This window comes from Serratia sp. BFP-2025 (assembly GCF_050880365.1).
Classification (GTDB): Bacteria; Pseudomonadota; Gammaproteobacteria; order Enterobacterales; family Enterobacteriaceae; genus Serratia; species Serratia surfactantfaciens.
The window spans coordinates 257,586-276,849 of record NZ_JBPAFV010000001.1 but is presented as its reverse complement, the minus strand read 5'-3'; the positions used below and the strand labels follow the sequence as shown (position 1 = coordinate 276,849).

General features: G+C 56.7%; 18 protein-coding genes and 1 pseudogene. 12 read left to right on the top strand and 7 right to left on the bottom strand.

Annotation, left to right across the window (positions count from 1 at the left end; all coding sequences use genetic code 11):
- The first annotated feature begins 82 nt into the window (after window positions 1-82).
- Window positions 83-544, top strand: coding sequence for an Lrp/AsnC family transcriptional regulator (locus tag ACRAWE_RS01295; RefSeq protein ID WP_432524499.1), 462 nt, complete (start codon window positions 83-85; stop codon window positions 542-544).
- 36 nt (window positions 545-580) lie between these two features.
- On the opposite strand, the gene ACRAWE_RS01290 is transcribed toward ACRAWE_RS01295, so the two are convergent.
- Window positions 581-1,789, bottom strand: a complete 1,209-nt coding sequence (locus ACRAWE_RS01290; RefSeq protein WP_432524497.1) for an NAD(P)/FAD-dependent oxidoreductase — start codon at window positions 1,787-1,789, stop codon at window positions 581-583.
- 164 nt (window positions 1,790-1,953) lie between these two features.
- Window positions 1,954-2,493 carry an RrF2 family transcriptional regulator gene (locus tag ACRAWE_RS01285; RefSeq protein WP_019452431.1) on the bottom strand — a complete coding sequence of 180 codons (540 nt, stop codon included), beginning with the start codon at window positions 2,491-2,493 and terminating at the stop codon, window positions 1,954-1,956.
- 85 nt (window positions 2,494-2,578) lie between these two features.
- Here ACRAWE_RS01285 and ACRAWE_RS01280 point away from each other — a divergent pair, with 85 nt between their 5' ends.
- From ACRAWE_RS01280 to ACRAWE_RS01260, 5 genes and pseudogenes are all read left to right on the top strand, one after another.
- Window positions 2,579-2,803 carry a hypothetical protein gene (locus ACRAWE_RS01280; RefSeq protein WP_432524494.1) on the top strand — a complete coding sequence of 75 codons (225 nt, stop codon included), beginning with the start codon at window positions 2,579-2,581 and terminating at the stop codon, window positions 2,801-2,803.
- Between the two features lie 29 nt (window positions 2,804-2,832).
- Window positions 2,833-4,302: a beta-barrel assembly-enhancing protease gene (locus ACRAWE_RS01275; RefSeq protein ID WP_063919860.1), complete on the top strand. Its 1,470-nt coding sequence runs from the start codon at window positions 2,833-2,835 to the stop codon at window positions 4,300-4,302.
- 20 nt (window positions 4,303-4,322) lie between these two features.
- Entirely contained in the window at window positions 4,323-4,676 is a 354-nt protein-coding gene (arsC, locus tag ACRAWE_RS01270; RefSeq protein WP_019452429.1) for an arsenate reductase (glutaredoxin), read from the top strand.
- A gap of 200 nt (window positions 4,677-4,876) precedes the next feature.
- A pseudogene (locus tag ACRAWE_RS01265) lies at window positions 4,877-5,106 on the top strand (hypothetical protein).
- A 13-nt stretch (window positions 5,107-5,119) separates the two neighbouring features.
- Window positions 5,120-5,665, top strand: a complete 546-nt coding sequence (locus ACRAWE_RS01260; RefSeq protein WP_063919862.1) for a helix-turn-helix transcriptional regulator — start codon at window positions 5,120-5,122, stop codon at window positions 5,663-5,665.
- A gap of 7 nt (window positions 5,666-5,672) precedes the next feature.
- On the opposite strand, the gene hda is transcribed toward ACRAWE_RS01260, so the two are convergent.
- Window positions 5,673-6,374 (bottom strand): DnaA inactivator Hda, encoded by a 702-nt coding sequence (gene hda, locus ACRAWE_RS01255; protein ID WP_025159568.1) that lies wholly within the window; start codon window positions 6,372-6,374, stop codon window positions 5,673-5,675.
- A 272-nt stretch (window positions 6,375-6,646) separates the two neighbouring features.
- On the opposite strand from hda, the gene ACRAWE_RS01250 reads away from it, so the two are divergent.
- Both ACRAWE_RS01250 and ACRAWE_RS01245 read left to right on the top strand, forming a co-directional pair.
- Window positions 6,647-7,162 carry an E3 ubiquitin--protein ligase gene (locus ACRAWE_RS01250; protein ID WP_154747545.1) on the top strand — a complete coding sequence of 172 codons (516 nt, stop codon included), beginning with the start codon at window positions 6,647-6,649 and terminating at the stop codon, window positions 7,160-7,162.
- A gap of 32 nt (window positions 7,163-7,194) precedes the next feature.
- Complete coding sequence (locus ACRAWE_RS01245) at window positions 7,195-7,443, top strand: GlsB/YeaQ/YmgE family stress response membrane protein (protein ID WP_004941647.1); 249 nt, start codon at window positions 7,195-7,197, stop codon at window positions 7,441-7,443.
- A 45-nt stretch (window positions 7,444-7,488) separates the two neighbouring features.
- Here the strand turns inward: ACRAWE_RS01245 and uraA are convergent, their stop codons facing one another.
- Together uraA and upp are read right to left on the bottom strand one after the other, a co-directional pair.
- Window positions 7,489-8,778: a uracil permease gene (gene uraA, locus ACRAWE_RS01240; RefSeq protein WP_004941645.1), complete on the bottom strand. Its 1,290-nt coding sequence runs from the start codon at window positions 8,776-8,778 to the stop codon at window positions 7,489-7,491.
- 207 nt (window positions 8,779-8,985) lie between these two features.
- Window positions 8,986-9,612, bottom strand: coding sequence for a uracil phosphoribosyltransferase (upp, locus tag ACRAWE_RS01235; protein ID WP_038873707.1), 627 nt, complete (start codon window positions 9,610-9,612; stop codon window positions 8,986-8,988).
- Window positions 9,613-9,867: 255 nt separating this feature from the next.
- On the opposite strand from upp, the gene purM reads away from it, so the two are divergent.
- The 4 genes from purM to ACRAWE_RS01215 all read left to right on the top strand — a co-directional run bounded on the left by purM (window position 9,868) and on the right by ACRAWE_RS01215 (window position 12,624).
- Window positions 9,868-10,905 (top strand): phosphoribosylformylglycinamidine cyclo-ligase, encoded by a 1,038-nt coding sequence (gene purM / locus ACRAWE_RS01230; protein ID WP_432524488.1) that lies wholly within the window; start codon window positions 9,868-9,870, stop codon window positions 10,903-10,905.
- Entirely contained in the window at window positions 10,905-11,543 is a 639-nt protein-coding gene (purN, locus tag ACRAWE_RS01225; protein WP_432524485.1) for a phosphoribosylglycinamide formyltransferase, read from the top strand. Before purM ends, purN begins: the two co-directional genes overlap by 1 nt.
- Window positions 11,544-11,656: 113 nt before the next feature.
- Window positions 11,657-12,208 carry a spermidine N1-acetyltransferase gene (gene speG / locus ACRAWE_RS01220; protein ID WP_004941631.1) on the top strand — a complete coding sequence of 184 codons (552 nt, stop codon included), beginning with the start codon at window positions 11,657-11,659 and terminating at the stop codon, window positions 12,206-12,208.
- Between the two features lie 200 nt (window positions 12,209-12,408).
- Window positions 12,409-12,624: a hypothetical protein gene (locus ACRAWE_RS01215; RefSeq protein WP_154747544.1), complete on the top strand. Its 216-nt coding sequence runs from the start codon at window positions 12,409-12,411 to the stop codon at window positions 12,622-12,624.
- A gap of 218 nt (window positions 12,625-12,842) precedes the next feature.
- Here the strand turns inward: ACRAWE_RS01215 and ACRAWE_RS01210 are convergent, their stop codons facing one another.
- Both ACRAWE_RS01210 and ACRAWE_RS01205 read right to left on the bottom strand, forming a co-directional pair.
- Window positions 12,843-13,205, bottom strand: a complete 363-nt coding sequence (locus ACRAWE_RS01210) for a DUF596 domain-containing protein (RefSeq protein ID WP_064291283.1) — start codon at window positions 13,203-13,205, stop codon at window positions 12,843-12,845.
- 8 nt (window positions 13,206-13,213) lie between these two features.
- Window positions 13,214-19,252 (bottom strand): DUF637 domain-containing protein, encoded by a 6,039-nt coding sequence (locus tag ACRAWE_RS01205; protein ID WP_432524482.1) that lies wholly within the window; start codon window positions 19,250-19,252, stop codon window positions 13,214-13,216.
- Between the last annotated feature and the right edge of the window lie 12 nt (window positions 19,253-19,264).

The window sequence follows — 19,264 nt, the reverse complement described above, 5'->3', positions numbered from 1 at the left end:
GATGGCAAGAATATCCTCAAGGCGTTAAAATGTGCTTTCAATTACTTGCCTGAAATCGGTGCAAACGGGGAAATTTTTCCAAATGGATAAGATTAATCGCAAAATTCTTGCTGAATTGCAGGTTGACGGCCGTTTGTCGGTGACCGAGCTGGCCGAGCGGATCGGGTTGAGCGTCTCCCCCTGCCACCGCCGGGTGCGCGCGTTAGAAGAGTCCGGCGTGATCAGGGGTTACCGCGCCCAGCTCGATCCCGGCAGCCTGGGCTATAACTTTTCTGCTCTGGTGTTCGTCACCATGCGCGAAGGCGATCGCCGCGCCGTCGAAACCTTCGAAAATGCCATGGTGGACATTCCCCAGGTGGTACAGGCACAGCGGCTGTTCGGCGATCCGGACTATCTGCTGCACGTCATCGCCCGCGATCTCCCCGCGTTTCAGCAGCTTTACGACGAGAAGCTCTCCGCCCTGCCTGGCGTGCAGCGCCTGAGCTCGACGCTGGTGATGAAAACCGTGGTGCCGGAGCGTTCGTTCCTGCCGCTGGGCAAATGACGACGGGAGCGCTGCCGCTCCCGTTTTTACTTCCCTTTAAGGCACAATCACGAAATCCGGATTGGCGACGGCAAACAATGCCTCGCGATCCGCCGCCGGTGGGTAAATCCACTGCGTGTTGATCTCCTGCTTAATCTTTTTGCCTTCCTGGCGGGTTAAGCGCACCTGGCGCTGCCAGCCTTCGGTATAGAGCGCGCCCCAGGGCCCCAGATCCAGGCAGGTCACATACTTCGGCTGGCTGTACGGATGCACCGGCAACCCCGCCAGCTCCGCCGCCGCATTGTGGCCGGCGACGCGGCCAAGGCTCAGCGCATGCTGGCAGGTCATCAGGTTGTGATTGCCAAGATCGTCGGTCGCCGCTTTCACCGTATCACCGGTCACGAAAATGCCCGCCGCCGCCGGCGCGCGCAGGAAGGCGTCGCCGATCACCCGGCCGCTGCCGTCGCGCTCGCCGGGGATCTGCTCGGTCAGCGGATGCGCCCGCACGCCCGCCGCCAGGATCACCGTGTTGGCGGCGATGCGTTCGCCGTTCGACAGCGTGGCTCCCTCGGCGTCGATAGCCGAGACGCGCAGGCCGGCCCGCATTTCCACGCCGCACTCGGTCAGCGCCTGTCGTATCACCGCCCCCGGCTCTTCGCCCATTCCGGCGCCCACTTCCGGTGCGGTATCGACGATCACCACGCGCACTTTCTCATCTTTGCCCAGCGCATCGCGCAACCTTTGCGGCATCTCCGCCGCGCTCTCCAGGCCGGTCAGCCCCGCGCCCACCACCACGGCGGTGTTGCGCGCCGGCGTCGAAGGTTTGGCCGCCAGCGCTTTGATATGGGCGTCCAAACGCTGCGCGCTTGCCAGCGTATCGACGTTGAACCCGTATTCGGCAAAGCCCGGCACCGCAGGAACGGCAAGCCGGCTGCCGGTGGCCCACACCAGGCGATCGTAGGCCAATTCAAGGCATTCTCCCGCCACCGGCGCCACCGTGAGCGTTTTGGCGGCGGCATCGATGCTTTCGACCGTTCCGGCCAGATGCCGCACGCCAACGGCGGCGAGCTGAGCGGAAATGTCCGGGTTCATGTTTTCCAACACCGCTTCATACAGGCGCGGGCGGATGGTGACCGTTGGCGTCGGCGAGACCATGAGCACCTCGATATCGTCATGCTTACCGGCGAGGGTAATGGCGCGCATGGCGGACACGGCGGCCCAAAAACCGGCAAAACCGGAACCGGCAATCACTATTTTCTGCGTCATGGGATGACTCCTTCATACAGGGTTAACCGGGCGATAAGGCTTGCCCGCAGTTTTTTCGGATGAACGATGCCGTTCCGCTCCCGTAACAGGGTGCAGAAGGCCCGCCCGCCCCTTCCGAGGAGGCGGGAATAAGTGTGTTTGCTTTCTTAAAGGAAAGGCGGAGCTTAGGTCTTGGCGCGCGCCGTTTTGCCGCTGCGCGCGGTGCGCTCCGTCATGCGCTCGTCGAGCCAGACGTTGACTTCACCGAAGAAGCCCTGCGGCGCCTTGCGGCCAAAGCGGGCGGCGACGTCGCCGAGAGTCTGCGCCGCCAGCGCATCGCGCATCGCCTTCTCCGCCTGCAGCATCACCGCATGAATAGCGCATTTGCCGGAGACAGCCCAATCCGGCGGGGAATCGTCGAACACCGCGCAGCGCCCGCGCACCTCCTGGCAATCGAACAGCGGCTTGTGCCCCTCGATGGCGTCGATGATCGCCAGAAAGCTGATCTCGTCCGCCGGACGCGCCAGCCGGTAACCGCCGCGCACCCCTTCGCTGGCGGCGACGATCCCCGCCTTTTCCAGCTTGGGGAAAATCTTGGCCAGAAAGCTGGGGGAGATGCCCTGCAGCTCAGCGAGTTCGCGGCTGCTGAGCGCGCGCTGGTTATCGCCGACCAGCCACAGCAGGCAGTGGATGCCATATTCAACGCTGGTTGTGATGTACGCCATATGTCCGTTTCGATCGTCAGTGAATCTTCAATAACGCAGACTATATGAGTCTGCGTTTATCTTGTCAATAAAACACGGATCAACTTTGTCCGCGTTTTATTGGCGATTCGTTCGGCTGACGGCGAAGAAAACGTCCTTCGAAATGAAAAATAAAACATTTTTGCCCGATTCGCGCCCGGCTAACGTTTCCTTGTCGGCGGCGGCTGACTATGATGTGATGAGCGCCGCCGCCGTGGTTTGTGAGCCGCCGCACTTTCATGCGGATTGCGCGGTGGGAATAAAGAACTCTTGTCTGCTGCTGACGTCTTAGAAATGATTATTTAAGGGAAACGCCTGACTATGACCAACCGGTTGACCAAAACCGCGTTAGCGGTGCTGCTGCTCGGCACGCTGAACGCCACCGCCCTGGCGCCAGCACAGGCGGAAAGCCAGGACCAGTTGCCGGACATGGGCACCTCCGCCGGCGGCACCCTGAGCATCGGACAAGAGCTGGCGATGGGCGATTTCTACGTGCGCCAACTGCGCGCCAGCGCCCCGCTGATCAACGATCCGCTGCTGAGTCAGTACATCAATCAGCTTGGCAACCGGCTGGTGGCCAGCGCCTATTCGGTGCGCACGCCGTTCCATTTCTATCTGGTGCGCAACGATGAGATCAACGCCTTCGCCTTCTTCGGCGGCAACGTGGTGCTGCACTCCGCGCTGTTCCGCGTCAGCGACAACGAAAGCCAGCTGGCTTCGGTGCTGGCGCACGAAATCTCGCACGTCACCCAACGCCACCTGGCGCGCGCCATGGAAGATCAGCAGCGCAACGCCCCGCTGACCTGGGTGGGTGCGCTCGGTTCCATCCTGCTGGCGATGGCCAACCCGACCATGGGCATGGCGGCGCTGAGCGGCACCCTGGCCGGCACCCAGCAAGGCATGATCAGCTTTACCCAATCGAACGAACAGGAAGCCGACCGCATCGGCATTCAGGTGCTGCAGCGCGCCGGTTTCGATCCGGAAGCGATGCCCGACTTCCTGCAGAAGCTTTCGGATCAGTCGCGCTACGCTTCCAAGCCGCCGGAAATGTTGCTGACCCACCCGTTGCCGGACAGCCGCCTCTCCGACGCGCGCAACCGCGCCAACCAGATGCCGAAACACATCGTGCAGTCTTCGCAAGACTACCTGATGGCCAAGGTGCGCTCCCTGGGCATGTACAGCTCGGAAGGTTACGGCCTGAACGAAGAGCTGCTCGGCTCGCTCAGCAGAGGCAATGTGCGTGAACAGGCAGCCGCCAAATACGGCCGCGCCATTCTGTTCTATGAAGCGAAAAAATACGACGACGCGCGCAACATCATTCAGCCGATGCTGGCGCAGGATGCGAAAAACGTCTGGCTGATCGACCTGATGACCGATATCGATCTCGGCCAGAAACGCGCACCGCAGGCCATCGCCCGCCTGCAGGCGGCCAACGCCGCCCAGAACAACAATCCGGTGCTGCAGCTCAACCTGGCCAACGCCTATGTCGAAGGCAATCAGCCGGCGCAGGCGTCGAAGATCCTGAACCGCTACACCTTTGCCCATCCGGACGATCCAAACGGATGGGATCTGCTGGCGCAGGCCAGCGCCGCTCAGGGGCTGCGCGATGAGGAGCTGTCGGCCCGCGCGGAAAGCCTGGCGCTGACCGGCCGGCTCGATCAGGCCATCGGCCTGCTCAGCAACGCCAGCTCGCTGCAGAAACTCGGCAGCCTGAAACAGGCGCGCTACGATGCGCGCATCGACCAGCTGCGCCAACTGCAACAGCGCTTCCGCCAATACCAGCGCAGCTGATTCAACAAGGAATGAACGCCATGAAAAACGTCACGATTTACCACAACCCGCGCTGCTCCAAGAGCCGTGAAACCCTGGCGCTGCTGGAGCAGCACGGCGTCGAGCCCAAGGTGGTGCTGTACCTCGATACGCCCCCTACGGTCGATGAGCTGAAAAAGCTGTTGAAGGAACTGGGCTTCGCATCGGCGCGCGATCTGATGCGTAAAAAAGAAGACCTGTACAAGGAGTTGAAGCTGGCGGACGAAAGCCTGAGCGAAGAGCAGCTGCTGGCGGCGATGACGGCGAATCCGAAACTGATCGAGCGCCCGATTGTGGTGAAAGGCAGCAAGGCGCGCATCGGCCGCCCGCCGGAGCAGGTGCTGGAGATTTTATAATCGTCCGGCAAGTCTCTTATTGAACCGCAAAATACCAATAGCCCTGAACAGGGCTATTTTTAATTGCTTGTTATATAAATATTTTTCGTCATCATCGCCCTCTCCTGCTGCTATGCTGCGCAAACGCCAAGTCTCACGGTGACACAAGCGTTGACAACCGTCAACACCCCATCTACCCTGATCGCATCACTGGACGAGCGATGAAAAAACACCCAGACAAGCACATCCAGGCGGCGTTAGCTTACGCCCTTTCTCAGGGCTGCATTTTCGCCCAGGCAGGGGACATGCTTTTGGCCGGCTGCATTGTGCCTTTGCCGGGCACCAAGAACATATGATGAGCATCTGGAGCACGCCGAAAAACCCAGAGCTGCATGCCAAACAGATCCGGCGTAAAGTCGATCACTGCCTGGCGCTGTCACAGAAAAAATAGCCGGAGAATCACCATGACGCTCTATCACTTCTCATTGACGTTGAGCGGGGTCAACGCCGACACCGCCGGGCTGGAGGATGCGCTGTTTGCGGCAGGATGCGATGACGCGCTAATCTGTTTCTACGGTAAAGCCGTCTATCTGGAATTTGATCGAGAAAGCGATAACTTTGCCCACGCCATTTGCAGCGCCATCAGCGATATTGAATCGGCAAATATTGGCGCCAACGTGATATCGGTGGATTCCAGCCTGGTAGGGGTAAGCGATATTGCCGAGCTTACTGAACTGTCTCGTCAGGCAATCGCCATGTTAAAAGACGGTACTCGCGGCCCCGGCGGTTTCCCTTCCCCGGTTCAACGGCTCGGCGGTACCTCACCGCTATGGCGCTGGGCTGATGTGGCGGCCTGGTTGGCACAACAGGGGAAAATCGACCCAAGGCTCGCAGACAATGCGCAGTGTCTGGAACACATCAACCTCGCTTTGCAACTGCGCGGCGATCGGCAACGCCAGCAGGTTGAGCACTACTGCTCCCTGCTGGAACACGCAGAAAAACAGGCTTGATGGCTCGTTACAGCCCCAGAATCTCTTTAACGAACGGGATGGTCAGCTTGCGCTGGGCGGTGATCGAGGCGCGATCGAGCTGATCGAGGGTCATAAACAGCGTGCGCATCTCGCGATCCAGCCGCTTCAGCAGGAAGCGACCCACGTCTTCCGGCAGCTCGAAGCCGCGCAGCTTGCCGCGCAGCTGCAGCGCCAGCAGTTTCTCTTCGTCCGACAGCGGCTGCAGCTTGTAGATCTGCCCCCAGTCCAGACGCGAAGCCAGATCCGGCAAACGCAGGTTCAGTTGGCGCGGCGGGCGATCCCCGGTGATGAACAGACGGGTGCGGCCGGTTTCCAGAATGCGGTTATAGAGGTTGAAGATCGCCATCTCCCACTCTTCATCGCCGGCGATGCACTCGATGTTATCGATGCAGACCAGCGCCAGCTGCTCCATGCCGTCCAACACTTCAGGCACGAAGTAAGCGCGCTTGTCGAGCGGCACATAGCCCACCGCTTCCCCTTTCTGCGAAAGCTCGGCGCAGGCCGCATGCAGCAAATGGCTGCGCCCGCCGCCTTCACGCGACCAAAAATAGATATAGCTGCCATGTTCCTGACGGACGGCGGATTGGATCGCGGCTAATAGGGATGGGTTCTCGCCCGGATAAAAACTGGCGAAAGTTTCATCATCGGGAAGATAAAGTGGCAGTGAAAGCTGTGCCGGCGTATTCAGAGAAGCACCTCAACCAAAACTGGCAGAAAAACGCGGGCAGTTTAACACAGAAAACGGCCGCTGTTGAACCGGCAGGATCTTATGCCGCAATAGTGAGCAATGCCTTAGCGTCGTTTAATCGATTGCGGCTCCCTCACCGGCAAGAATAGTCTGATATCAAACCCTAACCCCATGCCTACGCAGGTTAAATTTGTAATTTAAGTAAAACCTGACCTAGTATAGGTAGGCAAAACGCAATCACCATCAACAAGGTTTCTGCAAGGATATAGACGATGAAAGTATGGAATAAAGTGCTGTTAGCCTCCTTTATCGGGTTGTTGGTTGCCGGCTGTGATGACTCCTCCAAGGTTGACGCCAACCTGGATAAAGCCAAAGACAGCGCCGAGCAGATGAAAGACGCCGCCCAGAAAAAAGCGGACGATCTGACGGACAAGGCAAAAGCGACGGCGGATGAAATCAAAAAAGAGGCCGCCACGCAGGCTGACCAGCTGAAGGACAAAGCCTCGGCGATTAAAGATGAAGCCGCCAAGCAAGCGGACGCCATCACCAACGACGCCAAGGCCAAAGCCGCCGCGCTCAAAGATGACGCCGGCAAGCAGAGCCAGCAGTTGGTGGATCAGGCCAAGGCCATCAAGAATGACGCCATCAACGGCGCCAACGATCTGACCGAGCAGGCCAAGGCGAAAACCGAAGCCATCAAGAACAGCGCCGAAAACAAAGCGCAAGAGTTGAAACAAGAGACCGATGCGGCGGTGAACGGCAATACACAGCCGGCCACCCAGCAGTAAGCCATACTCAGCCACCAAGAGAGGAGCAGTAAATGGGGATTATTTCCTGGATTATCTTCGGCCTGATCGCCGGTATTTTGGCTAAGTGGATCATGCCCGGCAAAGACGGCGGCGGCTTTATCCTGACCGTTGTGCTGGGGATCGTCGGTGCCGTGGTCGGCGGCTATATCAGCACCTTCTTCGGCTACGGCAAGGTTGACGGCTTCAACTTCGGCAGCTTCGTGGTGGCGGTCATCGGCGCCATCGTGGTGCTGTTCGTGTACCGCAAAATTCGCAGCTAAGGCGAATGACCTATCAAAAGGGCAGCCCACGGGCTGCCCTTTTCGTTACTTCTGCTCGGCCGGTTCGTCCGGCGCGTCAAGCACCTCTTCTTCCTTGCGGAACAGGCTGATGACCTTGAACAGCAGGCTCAGGCCGATGCCGACGATGGTCGCCAGCGCCATGCCTTTCAGCTCCGCCGCGCCGATGTGCACCTTGGCGCCGCTCACGCCGATGATCAGAATCACCGAGGTCAAAATCAGGTTTTGCGCTTTGTTGTAATCCACTTTGGATTCGATCAGCACGCGAATGCCCGAGGCGCCGATCACGCCGTACAGCAGCAGGGAAACACCGCCCATCACCGGCACCGGCACCGCCTGGATCGCCGCCGCCAGCTTGCCGATGCAAGACAGCAGGATAGCCAATACCGCCGCGCCGCCGATCACCCAGGTGCTGTAAACCTTGGTGATGGCCATCACGCCGATATTCTCGCCGTAGGTGGTGTTCGGCGTGGAGCCGAAGAAGCCGGAGAACACCGTCGAGATACCGTTGGCGAACATCGAGCGGTGCAGGCCCGGATCGCGGATCAGATCTTTTTTCACGATGTTGGCGGTCACCACCAGGTGCCCGACGTGCTCGGCGATCACCACCAGCGCCGCCGGGAGGATGGTGAAGATGGCGAACCACTCAAAGCGCGGGGTGTAGAAGGTCGGCAGTGCGAACCAGTGCGCCTCGCGGATCGGGGTCAAATCCACCACGCCCATGAAGAACGACAGCGCATAGCCCACCAGCACGCCGATCAGGATCGGGATAATCGCCAGGAAGCCGCGGAACAGCACCGAGCCGAGCACCGTGACCGCCAGCGTCACCAGAGAAATGGTGATGGTGGTCGAGTCGGCGCTGGCGCCTTCCGCCGGCAGCAGCCCCGCCATGTTGGCCGCCACGCCTGCCAACTCCAGGCCGATGACGGCAACGATCGCCCCCATCGCCGCTGGCGGGAACATCACGTCCAGCCAGCCGGTGCCGGCCTTTTTCACGATCAGTGCCACCAGGCAGAACAGCACGCCGCACATGATGAAACCGCCCAACGCTACTTCGTAACCGAGCGGCAACAGCAGCAGCACCGGCGAGATAAACGCGAAGCTGGAACCGAGATAGGCCGGGATCTTGCCTTTACAGATGAACAGATACAGCAGCGTGCCGATACCGTTGAACAGCAGTACGGTCGCCGGGTTGATCTTGAACAAGATAGGCACCAGCACGGTGGCGCCGAACATGGCGAACAAGTGCTGGAAGCTGAGCGGAATGGTCTGGAGCAGCGGCGGGCGCTCGCTGACGCCGATGGCGCGACGGGTCATGTGTGCTTTTCCTCTGAGTCATTAATCGTTATGCAAGCTGAATTGTCTATGCTCAATGGATTTCAAGTTACAGCCAGGCGGCCAGGGCAATAATCCCCAGGAGCTTATATCAAATAAGTGACTGGGGTTATTGCCTGCAGCCAACAACGCTGTAGCTTGAAAGACGAAGAGCATAAAAAAGCCGACTCGTTAAGTCGGCTCAAATGTTTACTTGGTACCAAATATCTTGTCGCCCGCATCGCCCAGGCCAGGCACGATGTAGCCCTTGTCGTTCAGGCACTGATCGATGGAAGCGGTGTACAGCTCAACGTCCGGGTGCGCTTTCTCCAGCGCGGCGATGCCTTCCGGCGCCGCCACCAGCACCAGCACCTTGATGCTGTGGCAGCCGGCTTTTTTCAGCAGATCGATAGTAGCGATCATCGAACCGCCGGTGGCCAGCATCGGGTCGACGACCAGCGCCATGCGCTCTTCGATGTTGGAAACCAGCTTCTGGAAGTACGGCACCGGCTCCAGGGTTTCTTCGTCGCGGTAAACGCCCACCACGCTGATGCGCGCGCTCGGCACGTGCTCCAGCACCCCTTCCATCATACCCAGGCCTGCGCGCAGGATAGGCACCACGGTAATCTTTTTCCCTTTGATCTGTTCCACTTCAACTGGCCCGCACCAGCCTTCGATGGTGACTTTTTCCGTCTCCAGATCGGCGGTCGCTTCATAGGTCAGTAAACTACCCACTTCTGAGGCCAGCTCACGGAAGCGTTTGGTGCTGATGTCATTTTCACGCATCAGGCCAAGCTTGTGTTTTACCAGCGGGTGTTTCACCTCAACGATCTTCATCATTTTTCTCCTATTAAGGTGGTTGCGGCCAAAAAAATCGCGGGATTATACCTCCTTTTTTTCGCCGCGCCACCCACAATAGCCCGATCGGGATCAACAAAAGTTTGAATATCAGTATAGATGACGAAAAAGCAGAGCCGGTTCACAAGCCGCTCGCAAACGTTTGCCTGCGCTGTTAGAATTGCCGCGCCTTATTCCGGAATCAACATCGGAAGCACAGTTTTCAAACCGCAAATCGTCGTGGGGAATCGCGCAGTGACCGACAAAACCTCTCTCAGCTATAAAGACGCAGGTGTCGATATCGATGCAGGCAACGCATTGGTAGACCGCATCAAAGGTGTAGTTAAACAGACCCGTCGCCCGGAAGTGATGGGCGGTCTGGGCGGGTTTGGCGCCCTGTGTGCGTTGCCGCAGAAATACCGCGAGCCGGTGCTGGTTTCCGGTACCGACGGCGTGGGCACCAAGCTGCGTCTGGCGATGGATCTGAAACGCCACGACACCATCGGCATCGATCTGGTGGCGATGTGCGTCAACGATCTGGTGGTTCAGGGCGCCGAGCCGCTGTTCTTCCTCGACTACTACGCCACCGGCAAACTGGACGTAGACACTGCGGCCAGCGTGATCACCGGCATCGCCGAAGGCTGCAAACAATCCGGCTGTGCGTTGGTGGGCGGCGAAACCGCTGAAATGCCGGGCATGTACCACGGCGAAGACTACGACGTGGCTGGTTTCTGCGTCGGCGTGGTCGAAAAATCCGAGATCATCGACGGCAGCAAAGTGCAGTCCGGCGACGCGCTGATCGCTCTGGGCGCTTCCGGCCCGCACTCCAACGGTTACTCGCTGGTGCGCAAGATCCTGGAAGTGAGCAACACCGATCCGACCGTGACTCAGCTGGAAGGCAAACCGCTGGCCGACCACCTGCTGGCGCCGACCAAGATTTACGTGAAGTCCGTGCTGGAGCTGATCGAGAAGGCGGACGTCCACGCCATCGCTCACCTCACCGGCGGCGGCTTCTGGGAAAACATTCCGCGCGTGCTGCCGGAAGGCATGCAGGCGGTGATCGACGAAGCCAGCTGGCAGTGGCCGGCGGTATTCACCTGGCTGCAGCAGGCCGGTAACGTCAGCCGTCATGAAATGTACCGCACCTTCAACTGCGGCGTAGGCATGGTTATCGCCCTGCCGGAAGCCGAAGTGGAAGCGGCCATCGCGCTGCTGACCGCGGCAGGTGAAAAAGCGTGGAAAATCGGTAAACTGACCGCCTCTTCCGACGAACAACAAGTGGTCATCAACTGATGAAAAAGATCGTGGTGTTGGTCTCCGGCCAGGGGAGCAATCTCCAGGCGCTGATTGACGCCTGCCAGCAGGGTCGCATCACCGCCGAGATCGTGGCGGTGTTCAGCAACAAGGCGCAGGCTTACGGCCTGCAACGCGCCGAGGCGGCGGGCATCGCCGCCCAGGCGCTGGATGCCAAGGCTTACGCCGATCGCACAGCGTTCGACGCCGCGTTGGCGGACGCCATCGACCAGTACCAGCCCGATCTGGTGGTGCTGGCCGGCTACATGCGTATCCTCAGCCCGCAGTTCGTGCAGCGCTATGCCGGCCGCATGCTGAACATCCACCCTTCCCTGCTGCCGAAATACCCGGGGCTGCATACCCACCGTCAGGCCATCGACAACGGCGACAGCGAACACGGCACCTCGGTGCACTTCGTGACCGAACAGCTCGACGGCGGCCCGGTGATCTTGCAGGCCAAGGTGCCGATTTTCGCTGACGATGAAGAGGATGACGTGGTTGAACGGGTGCAAACCCAGGAACACACGATCTATCCACTGGTAGTGAGCTGGTTCGTCGACGGCCGCCTGGCGATGCGCGATGGCGCCGCCTGGCTGGACGGCGAACGCCTGCCTGAGCAGGGTCACGCCGCCGACTGATGCGCGCAGCCTGAACCTTGCCTAAACGGCGCCCACGCGGCGCCGTTTTTTTTCGCCTTCATCCATTCTGTGAAGTTATACTTTGCACAATTTCACGGCACAGAGGAGCCCACATGTCCAGCACTGCCAGCGTCAGGTTACGCCCATTGGAACGGGACGATCTGTCGTTCGTCCACCAGATGGACAACAACGCCAGCGTTATGCGCTATTGGTTTGAAGAACCCTACGAAGCCTTTGTCGAGCTTTCCGATCTCTACGACAAACACATCCACGATCAGAGCGAGCGCCGCTTTATCATCGAGCACGAAGGCGCCAAGGTCGGCCTGGTGGAGCTGGTGGAGATCGATCACATCCACCGCCGCGCAGAGTTCCAGATCATCATCGATCCCGCCCACCAGGGCAAAGGCTACGCCAGCACCGCCGCCCGTCTGGCGATGGACTACGGCTTCTCGGTGTTGAACCTGTACAAGCTGTACCTGATCGTCGACAAGGAGAACCCGAAGGCGATCCACATCTACAGCAAGCTGGGCTTCAACGTGGAAGGCGAGCTGATCGACGAGTTCTTCGTCAACGGCGAATACCGCACCGTGCTGCGCATGTGCATTTTCCAGCCGCAATATCTGGCGAAGTTCAAAACGCCCAATGATAAGCCGCTGGTGAAGTGAGGCTTAGCGAGAAAAAGAGAAAACCCGCCCAGGCGGGTTTTTTATTGGGAAATAAGTGGCTAGTATTAAGGGATGCTCTTTATCGTCAGGAAATAGCCTGATGAATAAAAAAATTAATAATATCCCCCAAGATAATTAATCGAAAAATAATTAATAGTGATAGTAAGAGTAACCCTCTGCCTCTACAAAGGAAAAATGCCATGACGACCGTCTCAAACCTGCTGCTTTTTATCGGCCTGACGATGCTCGCCATCGCCGCCGGGCTGAATACCTATAGCGGCTACGCGCCTGCAGATCCCAATAGCACTCAGCTATTTTCCCCGCTCTGGTGGACACGCTGGTTCCCGCTCTATGCCTCGGGGGCTGCGTTGCTGCTGGTAGGGGTGGTGCTGCGAGTTTCGGGGCGGGGACGATAAAAACCCAATTTCATCGCAGATATTGCAGAACGATATATGCGCCATATTCATTATCTAAGCGAATACTTCTGCAATGTGCATATATTGCAAACCGAATTATTTTAAAACACTAATAAAATCAATGCATTATATTTTGATTGCTGCGTAATAAAAAACCCACTTTTGCGGGTTTTTTATCACCGGTTAACAGCTTATCACGCTACTAACAGTATCAGTAACTACGTCCAATCTTGGTATCCGTCTTCATGAATCCAGACAAGGCCACCAGGGCATTCCTCTTCATAGAACCAAATGTCTTCATTTTTTGTTTTCCATTCCTCTTCTGTCTTAGGGAATACAGCTTTGTAATGTGTTAACTGTTCTTCAATGTCTCCCTCAAGGAATTGGCCATGTTTGCCTAACCTTACTCTCCCTTCAGCCATAAGGTTATTAATTAATTCGAAAAAATAGTTTTTCTTTTCTTCGTAGGACAATGTATTCCTATCAAAATTATCAGCTCTCATAGCTGACCATACGGTTCCAATGGAAGCACCGTCCAACTCTTCACTAAACAGTTTGTATTGTTCATCGCTATACAACATGGTTGCCCTCATCGAAATTTGATTTCTACTCTTTTTTTCACTTTACCTTGAAGCGCATTCAGCTGTTCATTATCTATGATATCAATCGTCCAACGTGCTTTGGTATCTTCCTTGCTACTTGAAACACTCCTAAGAGTTAATTTCTCACCTGTTTTTTCATTTAAAACCACCGTCCATAGTGCATCTTTTCTGACTTCTATTAATGGTTTCCCTCCGGCAAGAGATTGCGCATAATCGAAGATCGCCTGTTTCGATAAACTCTCAGTGGCAAACACTTTTGTATTACCTTGCTTGTTGCTGCCGCCCTCACCTAACACCTGCTCAAACTGCTGACCAAATACGTTCAGCTTACTGTCGTTCTGTTTCGGATCAAATACCTTGACCAACTGGTTAGTGTTAACCTTCTGCATGTCCCGCAGATAATCTGCCGTTTTAGTCGACAAATTCGTCCCGGCTGCCGTTTCTGCTTTGATAAAATCGGCAACCGGCTGAGTGTTGAACGTTTTTGTTTTGTATAGTTCGTCGGAAGCGTTCACCAGCTGTCGGCTCAACTTCCTCACGCTGTCTTCGGTCTTACCCAAAATCAATGTGCTGCCGGTCGTTACGGCTCCCGTACCAATGATGGCCTCAGGTGCAACAATATCTGCCGCATAAATACCGGCTTGGTTCAGGCAAAGCGCGGGGTTGGTTTTGCAACCGGCAATCGCCAATCTTGCAGCCAGAACCAATTCTGGCGCAGCTCCCACCAGCGTCATTCCCCCCGCAGTAAGTACCAGACCGCCACCACCGACGGTCGCCACTATTGCGGCAGCCTCTCGGCGAGCCACAACACGTTTTGCCGCAGCAACATCGCCTTTATCAGCGGCTAAAATATCTTTCTGATTATCCAGCGCATACTGCATCAACATATGTTCGGTCATGTTGTAGCGATAAACCGACTGCGCGCTGTCTGCAGCACTGTAGGCGCCTTCCGGCGTATGTGTTGTCAACGCCCCGGTCAAAGCCCCGATTACTCGTGCCGTTTGCTCTTTTACTTCATTGCCGTTTAACGCTTCCTGCAGACGATAGAGCTGGCGTTCCTTTTCGTTGAGATTGGCCGGTTCGAACAACGTGCTCTGCATAACGACGCCGGCCAGTTCCGCCGCCAGCGCCCCGGCAGCAGCCCCTTTACCATCGCCGCGCCCGATTTCCGCGGCGATGCCTGCCACAACCGCATGACTGACTGACTTCCCGGCCGCACCCAGAACTTCGCCGTTATCCCCAATCAGGTTGGCGCCTTCGGCTTGAACCTGGCTGCCGATGTTCGCCAGCAGCGCATTGGTCAGGTTGTCCTTGAAGCTACCACCATTGATGGCGGTATTCAGGCTGGAGCTGATGACCGATTGTCCGGCCACCCGCTGCGCCACCTTGCTCCAGTCGCCGTTGCTCAGCTGCGGCAATTTAACGCTGTTCGGGTTAAGCGGTTTGCCCGCCGCGTCCTTGCTCCAGCCCATCGCGCTGTCGAAGCCGTTGAGCGCGCCGCCGATCGCCATCGCCGTGGCGGTCGCCTTGACGTTTTCATTGCTGCCCAGCGCCTGCAGGGTTTTCGACAGGTTGCCCTGGTTCTCCACCAGCGCCACCGCCGCCTGGGAGGCCAGCGAAGACATCCCGGCCGTGACCGCGCCGCTGGTTATCGCCCCGCCGCCCACGGCGCCGGAAACGCTGGAAGCCGCCGTGGCCGCCAGTGAACTGCCAGCGGTCACCGCCGCGGCCGCAATGGCGATCACCGCCGCCACCGCCGGGTTCAGGTGCTGGCTCTTGTAATCCCAGCTGTCGTAAGCGTCTTTGACCTTGCTCCACTGCACGTCGTTGCGCTTGTTCAGATCTTTGACCCAGGTGGTGCCCGGCGTATTGCCCAGGGCGTCGATGGCGCTTTGCAGCGCCTGGCCGTTTTTCACCTTCACATCGGCGCTAACACCCTTGGCGGCCTCTACGGTCAAGGCGCCACCGGTATGGATGCTCGGCAGCACCCACTTATTGTCTTCGTACCCTTTATTGGCCTGCTTGATAAAGAAGCCTTTCGAATTGCTGACGGTCTGTTCGAAAGAGGTGTTTTTCACCGCGCGGAAGTTAACCTGTCCACGGGAGCTGGTCAGGCGCGCGTTTTGCCCGGCGGCGATTTTGCTGGCTTCATAGGTGCTGTCGTCGCGGCTCATCAGCGTGATATTGCCGGCGGCGGTAAACTCGGTAACCTTGTTGGTTACGTCATGGCGGGTCTGCTTAACCTCGGTTTTCTTGCCCCACCATTTGCGTTTGGTTTCCTTTTTCTCGTAGTGGCTGGACTCTTCCATCGCCTGGGCGTAGAGATAGCCGCCCTTGGCGGCGATATCCAAGGAACCGGTGCGGATCGCCAGTTCACGATTTCGAGCATCTTCCTGCTCTTTACGTTGTCTTTCCGCATCATGTTGGCGCTGTTTTGCTGCCAGAGCCACATTAAGTTGATTTTCGGCATCATTTTTTTCTTTCGTCTGTTGCAGAGTCTGCTGCTGGGCCTGGTCAAATGCATGTTGGGATGCATTTAGCACACTTTGCGCGTTTTTTATCGCATTCTGGCGGTCTATTAAACGCTGACGAATCTTGTCATATTCTTCTATGGTCGCTTCTTTTATCGCGTTACCGACTTTGACGCCGTCTTGAGTCGGTGCAGTGACATCTCCCCATTGAAGGACATTATTAACAAACGCCCGGCCCCCTTCTCGTAATAACCGCTCGAGGTGTGCCTGATTATCAATCAATGCCGAAGCGTCAAAGTGAACGCCCCCTCCGCTATAAACCGGCACTGAAACGAACCGGGATGATGATGACGTAATTGGATGTGCGGCAGCATCAAATAACGACAAGGTATCAGGGTGCTGACGTGCGCTACCCAATGCGTGTTTACTTGCATTTAGTTGGTTTTCGGTCTTAGTCCTATTATTTATCGTCTGTTCAAGTCGTTGCCTAGCCTCCTGAACCCGGCGTTCAGCCATTGAAAATGCAGAGTCAACCCCAGACAGGTCGATAGAAATACCTATCTGTCCAAGTTGTCCCTTAGACAGGAGTTTGGTGGCCTGAAAGAGAATGCTGCCGCCGGAAATTACCGTCATAAGGCCGCCGGCATTCAGCTCGGTCCCTTGCTGGGTGCGAGTTTCGGTAAATTCGTTGCCACCTTCTCGGTAAGTGTGGTTTTGCACCGCCTCGAAGCGCATATCGCCGCCGGAGGATAGCGTCATATTGGCGCCCGAAGTCAACCTGGCGCCGTAAGTCAGCAGTTGGTTATTCGCCGCCGCAGTCAGGTTTTTCCCGGCGCTGAGAGTAGTGACCACATGGCGGTCGTCTTTATTGTTGTCGTTGGTGGCATCAATGGCGGAATAGGCCAGATTCGATAACCATAAATTCTGCCCGGCCAGCAACGTGATGTTGCCGTTAGCGGAAAGCGCGCCACCCTGGGTGCCGATGTCGCGAGCCGAGTTAATCAGCAAATTGCCGCCGGCGTGTACCTGGCTACCCAGTTCAGGCGTGCGGGACACAGGGAAAAGCGCATTGAATCGGCCGTCAAGCTCACGGTAGTTAAGATCGGCGTTATGGGCGGCTAACAGCGTAACGTCCTTGTCCGCATTAATCTTGGTGCCGCGTAGCGCCAGATAGCCACCGCTATTGAGCAGCACCGAACCCGTTGCCCTTATTTGGCCACTGGCCAACAGTTGGTTGAAATATTCTTGCCGTTTAGCCGGAGAAACCGGCCCCCCTAATAGCGGCCCCTCCAACAACGCGCTGTTTTTGACGATTGCAATGCTGCCGTTAGCCGTCATGGCGATATTGCGGCTTTGCGGCGCCAACAGCGTATTCAGCAACGTAATGGTGCTGCCAGCCGTGAGAGACAAATCGCGTGAAGCCTCAAGGCTGCCCAACCAGCGAGAACCGTCAGGGCGGAAGTAGTGAGGTTTCTCACTGGAATGTATTTTTATCTCACCGTTTTTGGCGTTTAACGTGACGTCCTGCCCTTTCAGCTCACTTTGCCATGCGTCGATAGCGTTGACTGCCGTCAGAGACAGTTCTTTTCCGGCGGCCAAAATGCCTTGCCCAAGAACAATCCGATCTTCGGCAATCGCGGTGATATTGCCGTCAGCACGAATGATGTCAGTATTGATGATATTCGCAGCATGCAGAACAATGTTCTGCGCCTTTAAGGTTTCAGGACGTTGTAATGCTCTCACTTCATAGGGTTTATTTTCTTCTGGCGTTTGGTTTTTTATCTCTATTTTATCTTTGAAATCCGCCACCAAACTTTTTCCAGCACTTAAACTAATACGCTGTAAAACGTAGCCTACAGAATGCCAAGCCTGAACACTATCACCTCGGGTAAAGTAATTGGTTATACGTAACTCTTTAGCCGTTAATGGATTAAATGTCACTCCCCCATGTTCTTTATTGGATTTTTCATCAGGAATATAGCGAATGTAATTCAATAATGTGCCTGTAGAAGTTTGCGTATTGATAAAGCGCTGCCCCGTCAAAATAAGGTCTAAATTAGCACTCAACACACTATTATTATTATCTAATTCATCTCCATAGATATAAAGGTGCTTACCAGAAGAGATCTCTGCAGGCGCTGAATTTCCCACCACATCAAACCGAGTCTGCTGGTCGTTAACCAATACCCCCCGCTCAATATTGCTAAAATCCGCTTTTCCAAACCATTTTTCAGGTAATGGCGACGTCAACTCAGCGGTAATAATTACCGGATAATCACCGGTTTCTGCCATGACGTTCGCCACTTGCATATTTTTATCAGTTGATGTCGGTATTAGCTTAGTTTTACTAATACTCTCGACATCTCTTTTATTGCGAACCTGTTCGGCACGTATCACCAAGTCGCCGCTGTTGGTCAGGATTTTCGCCGAACGGTTCTCGACGGATTTAGCCTTGTTGCCCTGCGCATCCTTTTGGATCCACATATTTTTATTGGCGTGCAACTTGGCGTTTTCCCCCGCGTTGCGGATATGGTCGCCAAAGATACGCATATCGCCGCTGGTGCTGGTTTGCCCGTCATTCACCAGCGTCGTCGTCGCCAACGTGGCGTTGCCGTCCGCCTGCACGACAGCGCCCGGCGTAATGTGCAATCCCTTGGCGCTGACATTAAGATCACCCTTGCTGTGCGTGGTGCCGTTAAGCACCAGGTTACCGTTAACGCTCAGCGTAATATCCCGCTGTTTGCTGGTGAGGTCTTTCAGGTTCACCCCCACCCCATCCTCGTTGGCCACCAGGCGAATTTTGTTGGCGTACATGCCGCCCAGCGCTTTGGTATCGACCGCCAACTGCGGTTTGGCCCCCTCACCGGCAATCGGTTTGATGCTGCCGTCTTTGAAGCTGACGCGGTTGGCGCCCTGGGTCAGCGACAGATTTTGCGCGTTGATCTTGCCGTTCAGCTCGGTGGCGCGGCTGATGATATCGACGTAGTCGGCACCGCTGCCGTCCAGCCCTTTACCGCCGATGGTGACGCCGCCTTTTTTCACCTCCAGCGCTTCCAGCGCGCCCTGCTTGTCGAACTGCGGTTTGCCGGTGGTCAACGTCACGCCCGGCGCGTTGATAAAGCCGCAGCCGTCGCAGGTGATGCCATTCGGGTTGGCGATCATCACGTTGGCCTTGTTGCCGAACACCTCGAGCTTGCCCTGTAGCTCGGAACGACTGCCGCCGGTGACTTCGTTGATGATCAGCTCCGCGGCCTTGCCTTTGAGATTGCCGTTAGCATTCAACTGCCCGGCCAACTGCGACTGACCGCCGCCGGTGGCGTTGTTCAACACAGCTCCGGGGGCTGCCACGTTGAAATCTTTATAGCTGTTATGCGAAATGCCCGCCGCATTGGGCGTAGCGATATTGACTACCGGTACATTACCCTGCTGTACCTGTGTATTGCCGTTGGCAACGTTGATGCCGGCAGCGAATGCCGGGTGCAACGGCTGGAAAGCCGTCAGGTAGATCAGCAAATAGCTGGCGCCTCGCGCCAACGGAGGGTTGAGCTTATCCATATTCATTCCTTC

Bases quoted from the DNA above. Each gene is read 5' to 3' on its own strand.
- ACRAWE_RS01245 (WP_004941647.1), top strand. From the start codon at position 7,195: ATGGGGATTATTTCCTGGATTATCTTCGGCCTGATCGCCGGTATTTTG.
- ACRAWE_RS01205 (WP_432524482.1), bottom strand. From the start codon at position 19,252: ATGGATAAGCTCAACCCTCCGTTGGCGCGAGGCGCCAGCTATTTGCTG.
- ACRAWE_RS01275 (WP_063919860.1), top strand. From the start codon at position 2,833: ATGACCAACCGGTTGACCAAAACCGCGTTAGCGGTGCTGCTGCTCGGC.
- ACRAWE_RS01290 (WP_432524497.1), bottom strand. From the start codon at position 1,789: ATGACGCAGAAAATAGTGATTGCCGGTTCCGGTTTTGCCGGTTTTTGG.
- ACRAWE_RS01295 (WP_432524499.1), top strand. From the start codon at position 83: ATGGATAAGATTAATCGCAAAATTCTTGCTGAATTGCAGGTTGACGGC.
- arsC (WP_019452429.1), top strand. From the start codon at position 4,323: ATGAAAAACGTCACGATTTACCACAACCCGCGCTGCTCCAAGAGCCGT.
- ACRAWE_RS01260 (WP_063919862.1), top strand. From the start codon at position 5,120: ATGACGCTCTATCACTTCTCATTGACGTTGAGCGGGGTCAACGCCGAC.
- ACRAWE_RS01250 (WP_154747545.1), top strand. From the start codon at position 6,647: ATGAAAGTATGGAATAAAGTGCTGTTAGCCTCCTTTATCGGGTTGTTG.
- ACRAWE_RS01285 (WP_019452431.1), bottom strand. From the start codon at position 2,493: ATGGCGTACATCACAACCAGCGTTGAATATGGCATCCACTGCCTGCTG.
- upp (WP_038873707.1), bottom strand. From the start codon at position 9,612: ATGAAGATCGTTGAGGTGAAACACCCGCTGGTAAAACACAAGCTTGGC.
- speG (WP_004941631.1), top strand. From the start codon at position 11,657: ATGTCCAGCACTGCCAGCGTCAGGTTACGCCCATTGGAACGGGACGAT.
- purN (WP_432524485.1), top strand. From the start codon at position 10,905: ATGAAAAAGATCGTGGTGTTGGTCTCCGGCCAGGGGAGCAATCTCCAG.
- uraA (WP_004941645.1), bottom strand. From the start codon at position 8,778: ATGACCCGTCGCGCCATCGGCGTCAGCGAGCGCCCGCCGCTGCTCCAG.
- ACRAWE_RS01215 (WP_154747544.1), top strand. From the start codon at position 12,409: ATGACGACCGTCTCAAACCTGCTGCTTTTTATCGGCCTGACGATGCTC.
- ACRAWE_RS01210 (WP_064291283.1), bottom strand. From the start codon at position 13,205: ATGTTGTATAGCGATGAACAATACAAACTGTTTAGTGAAGAGTTGGAC.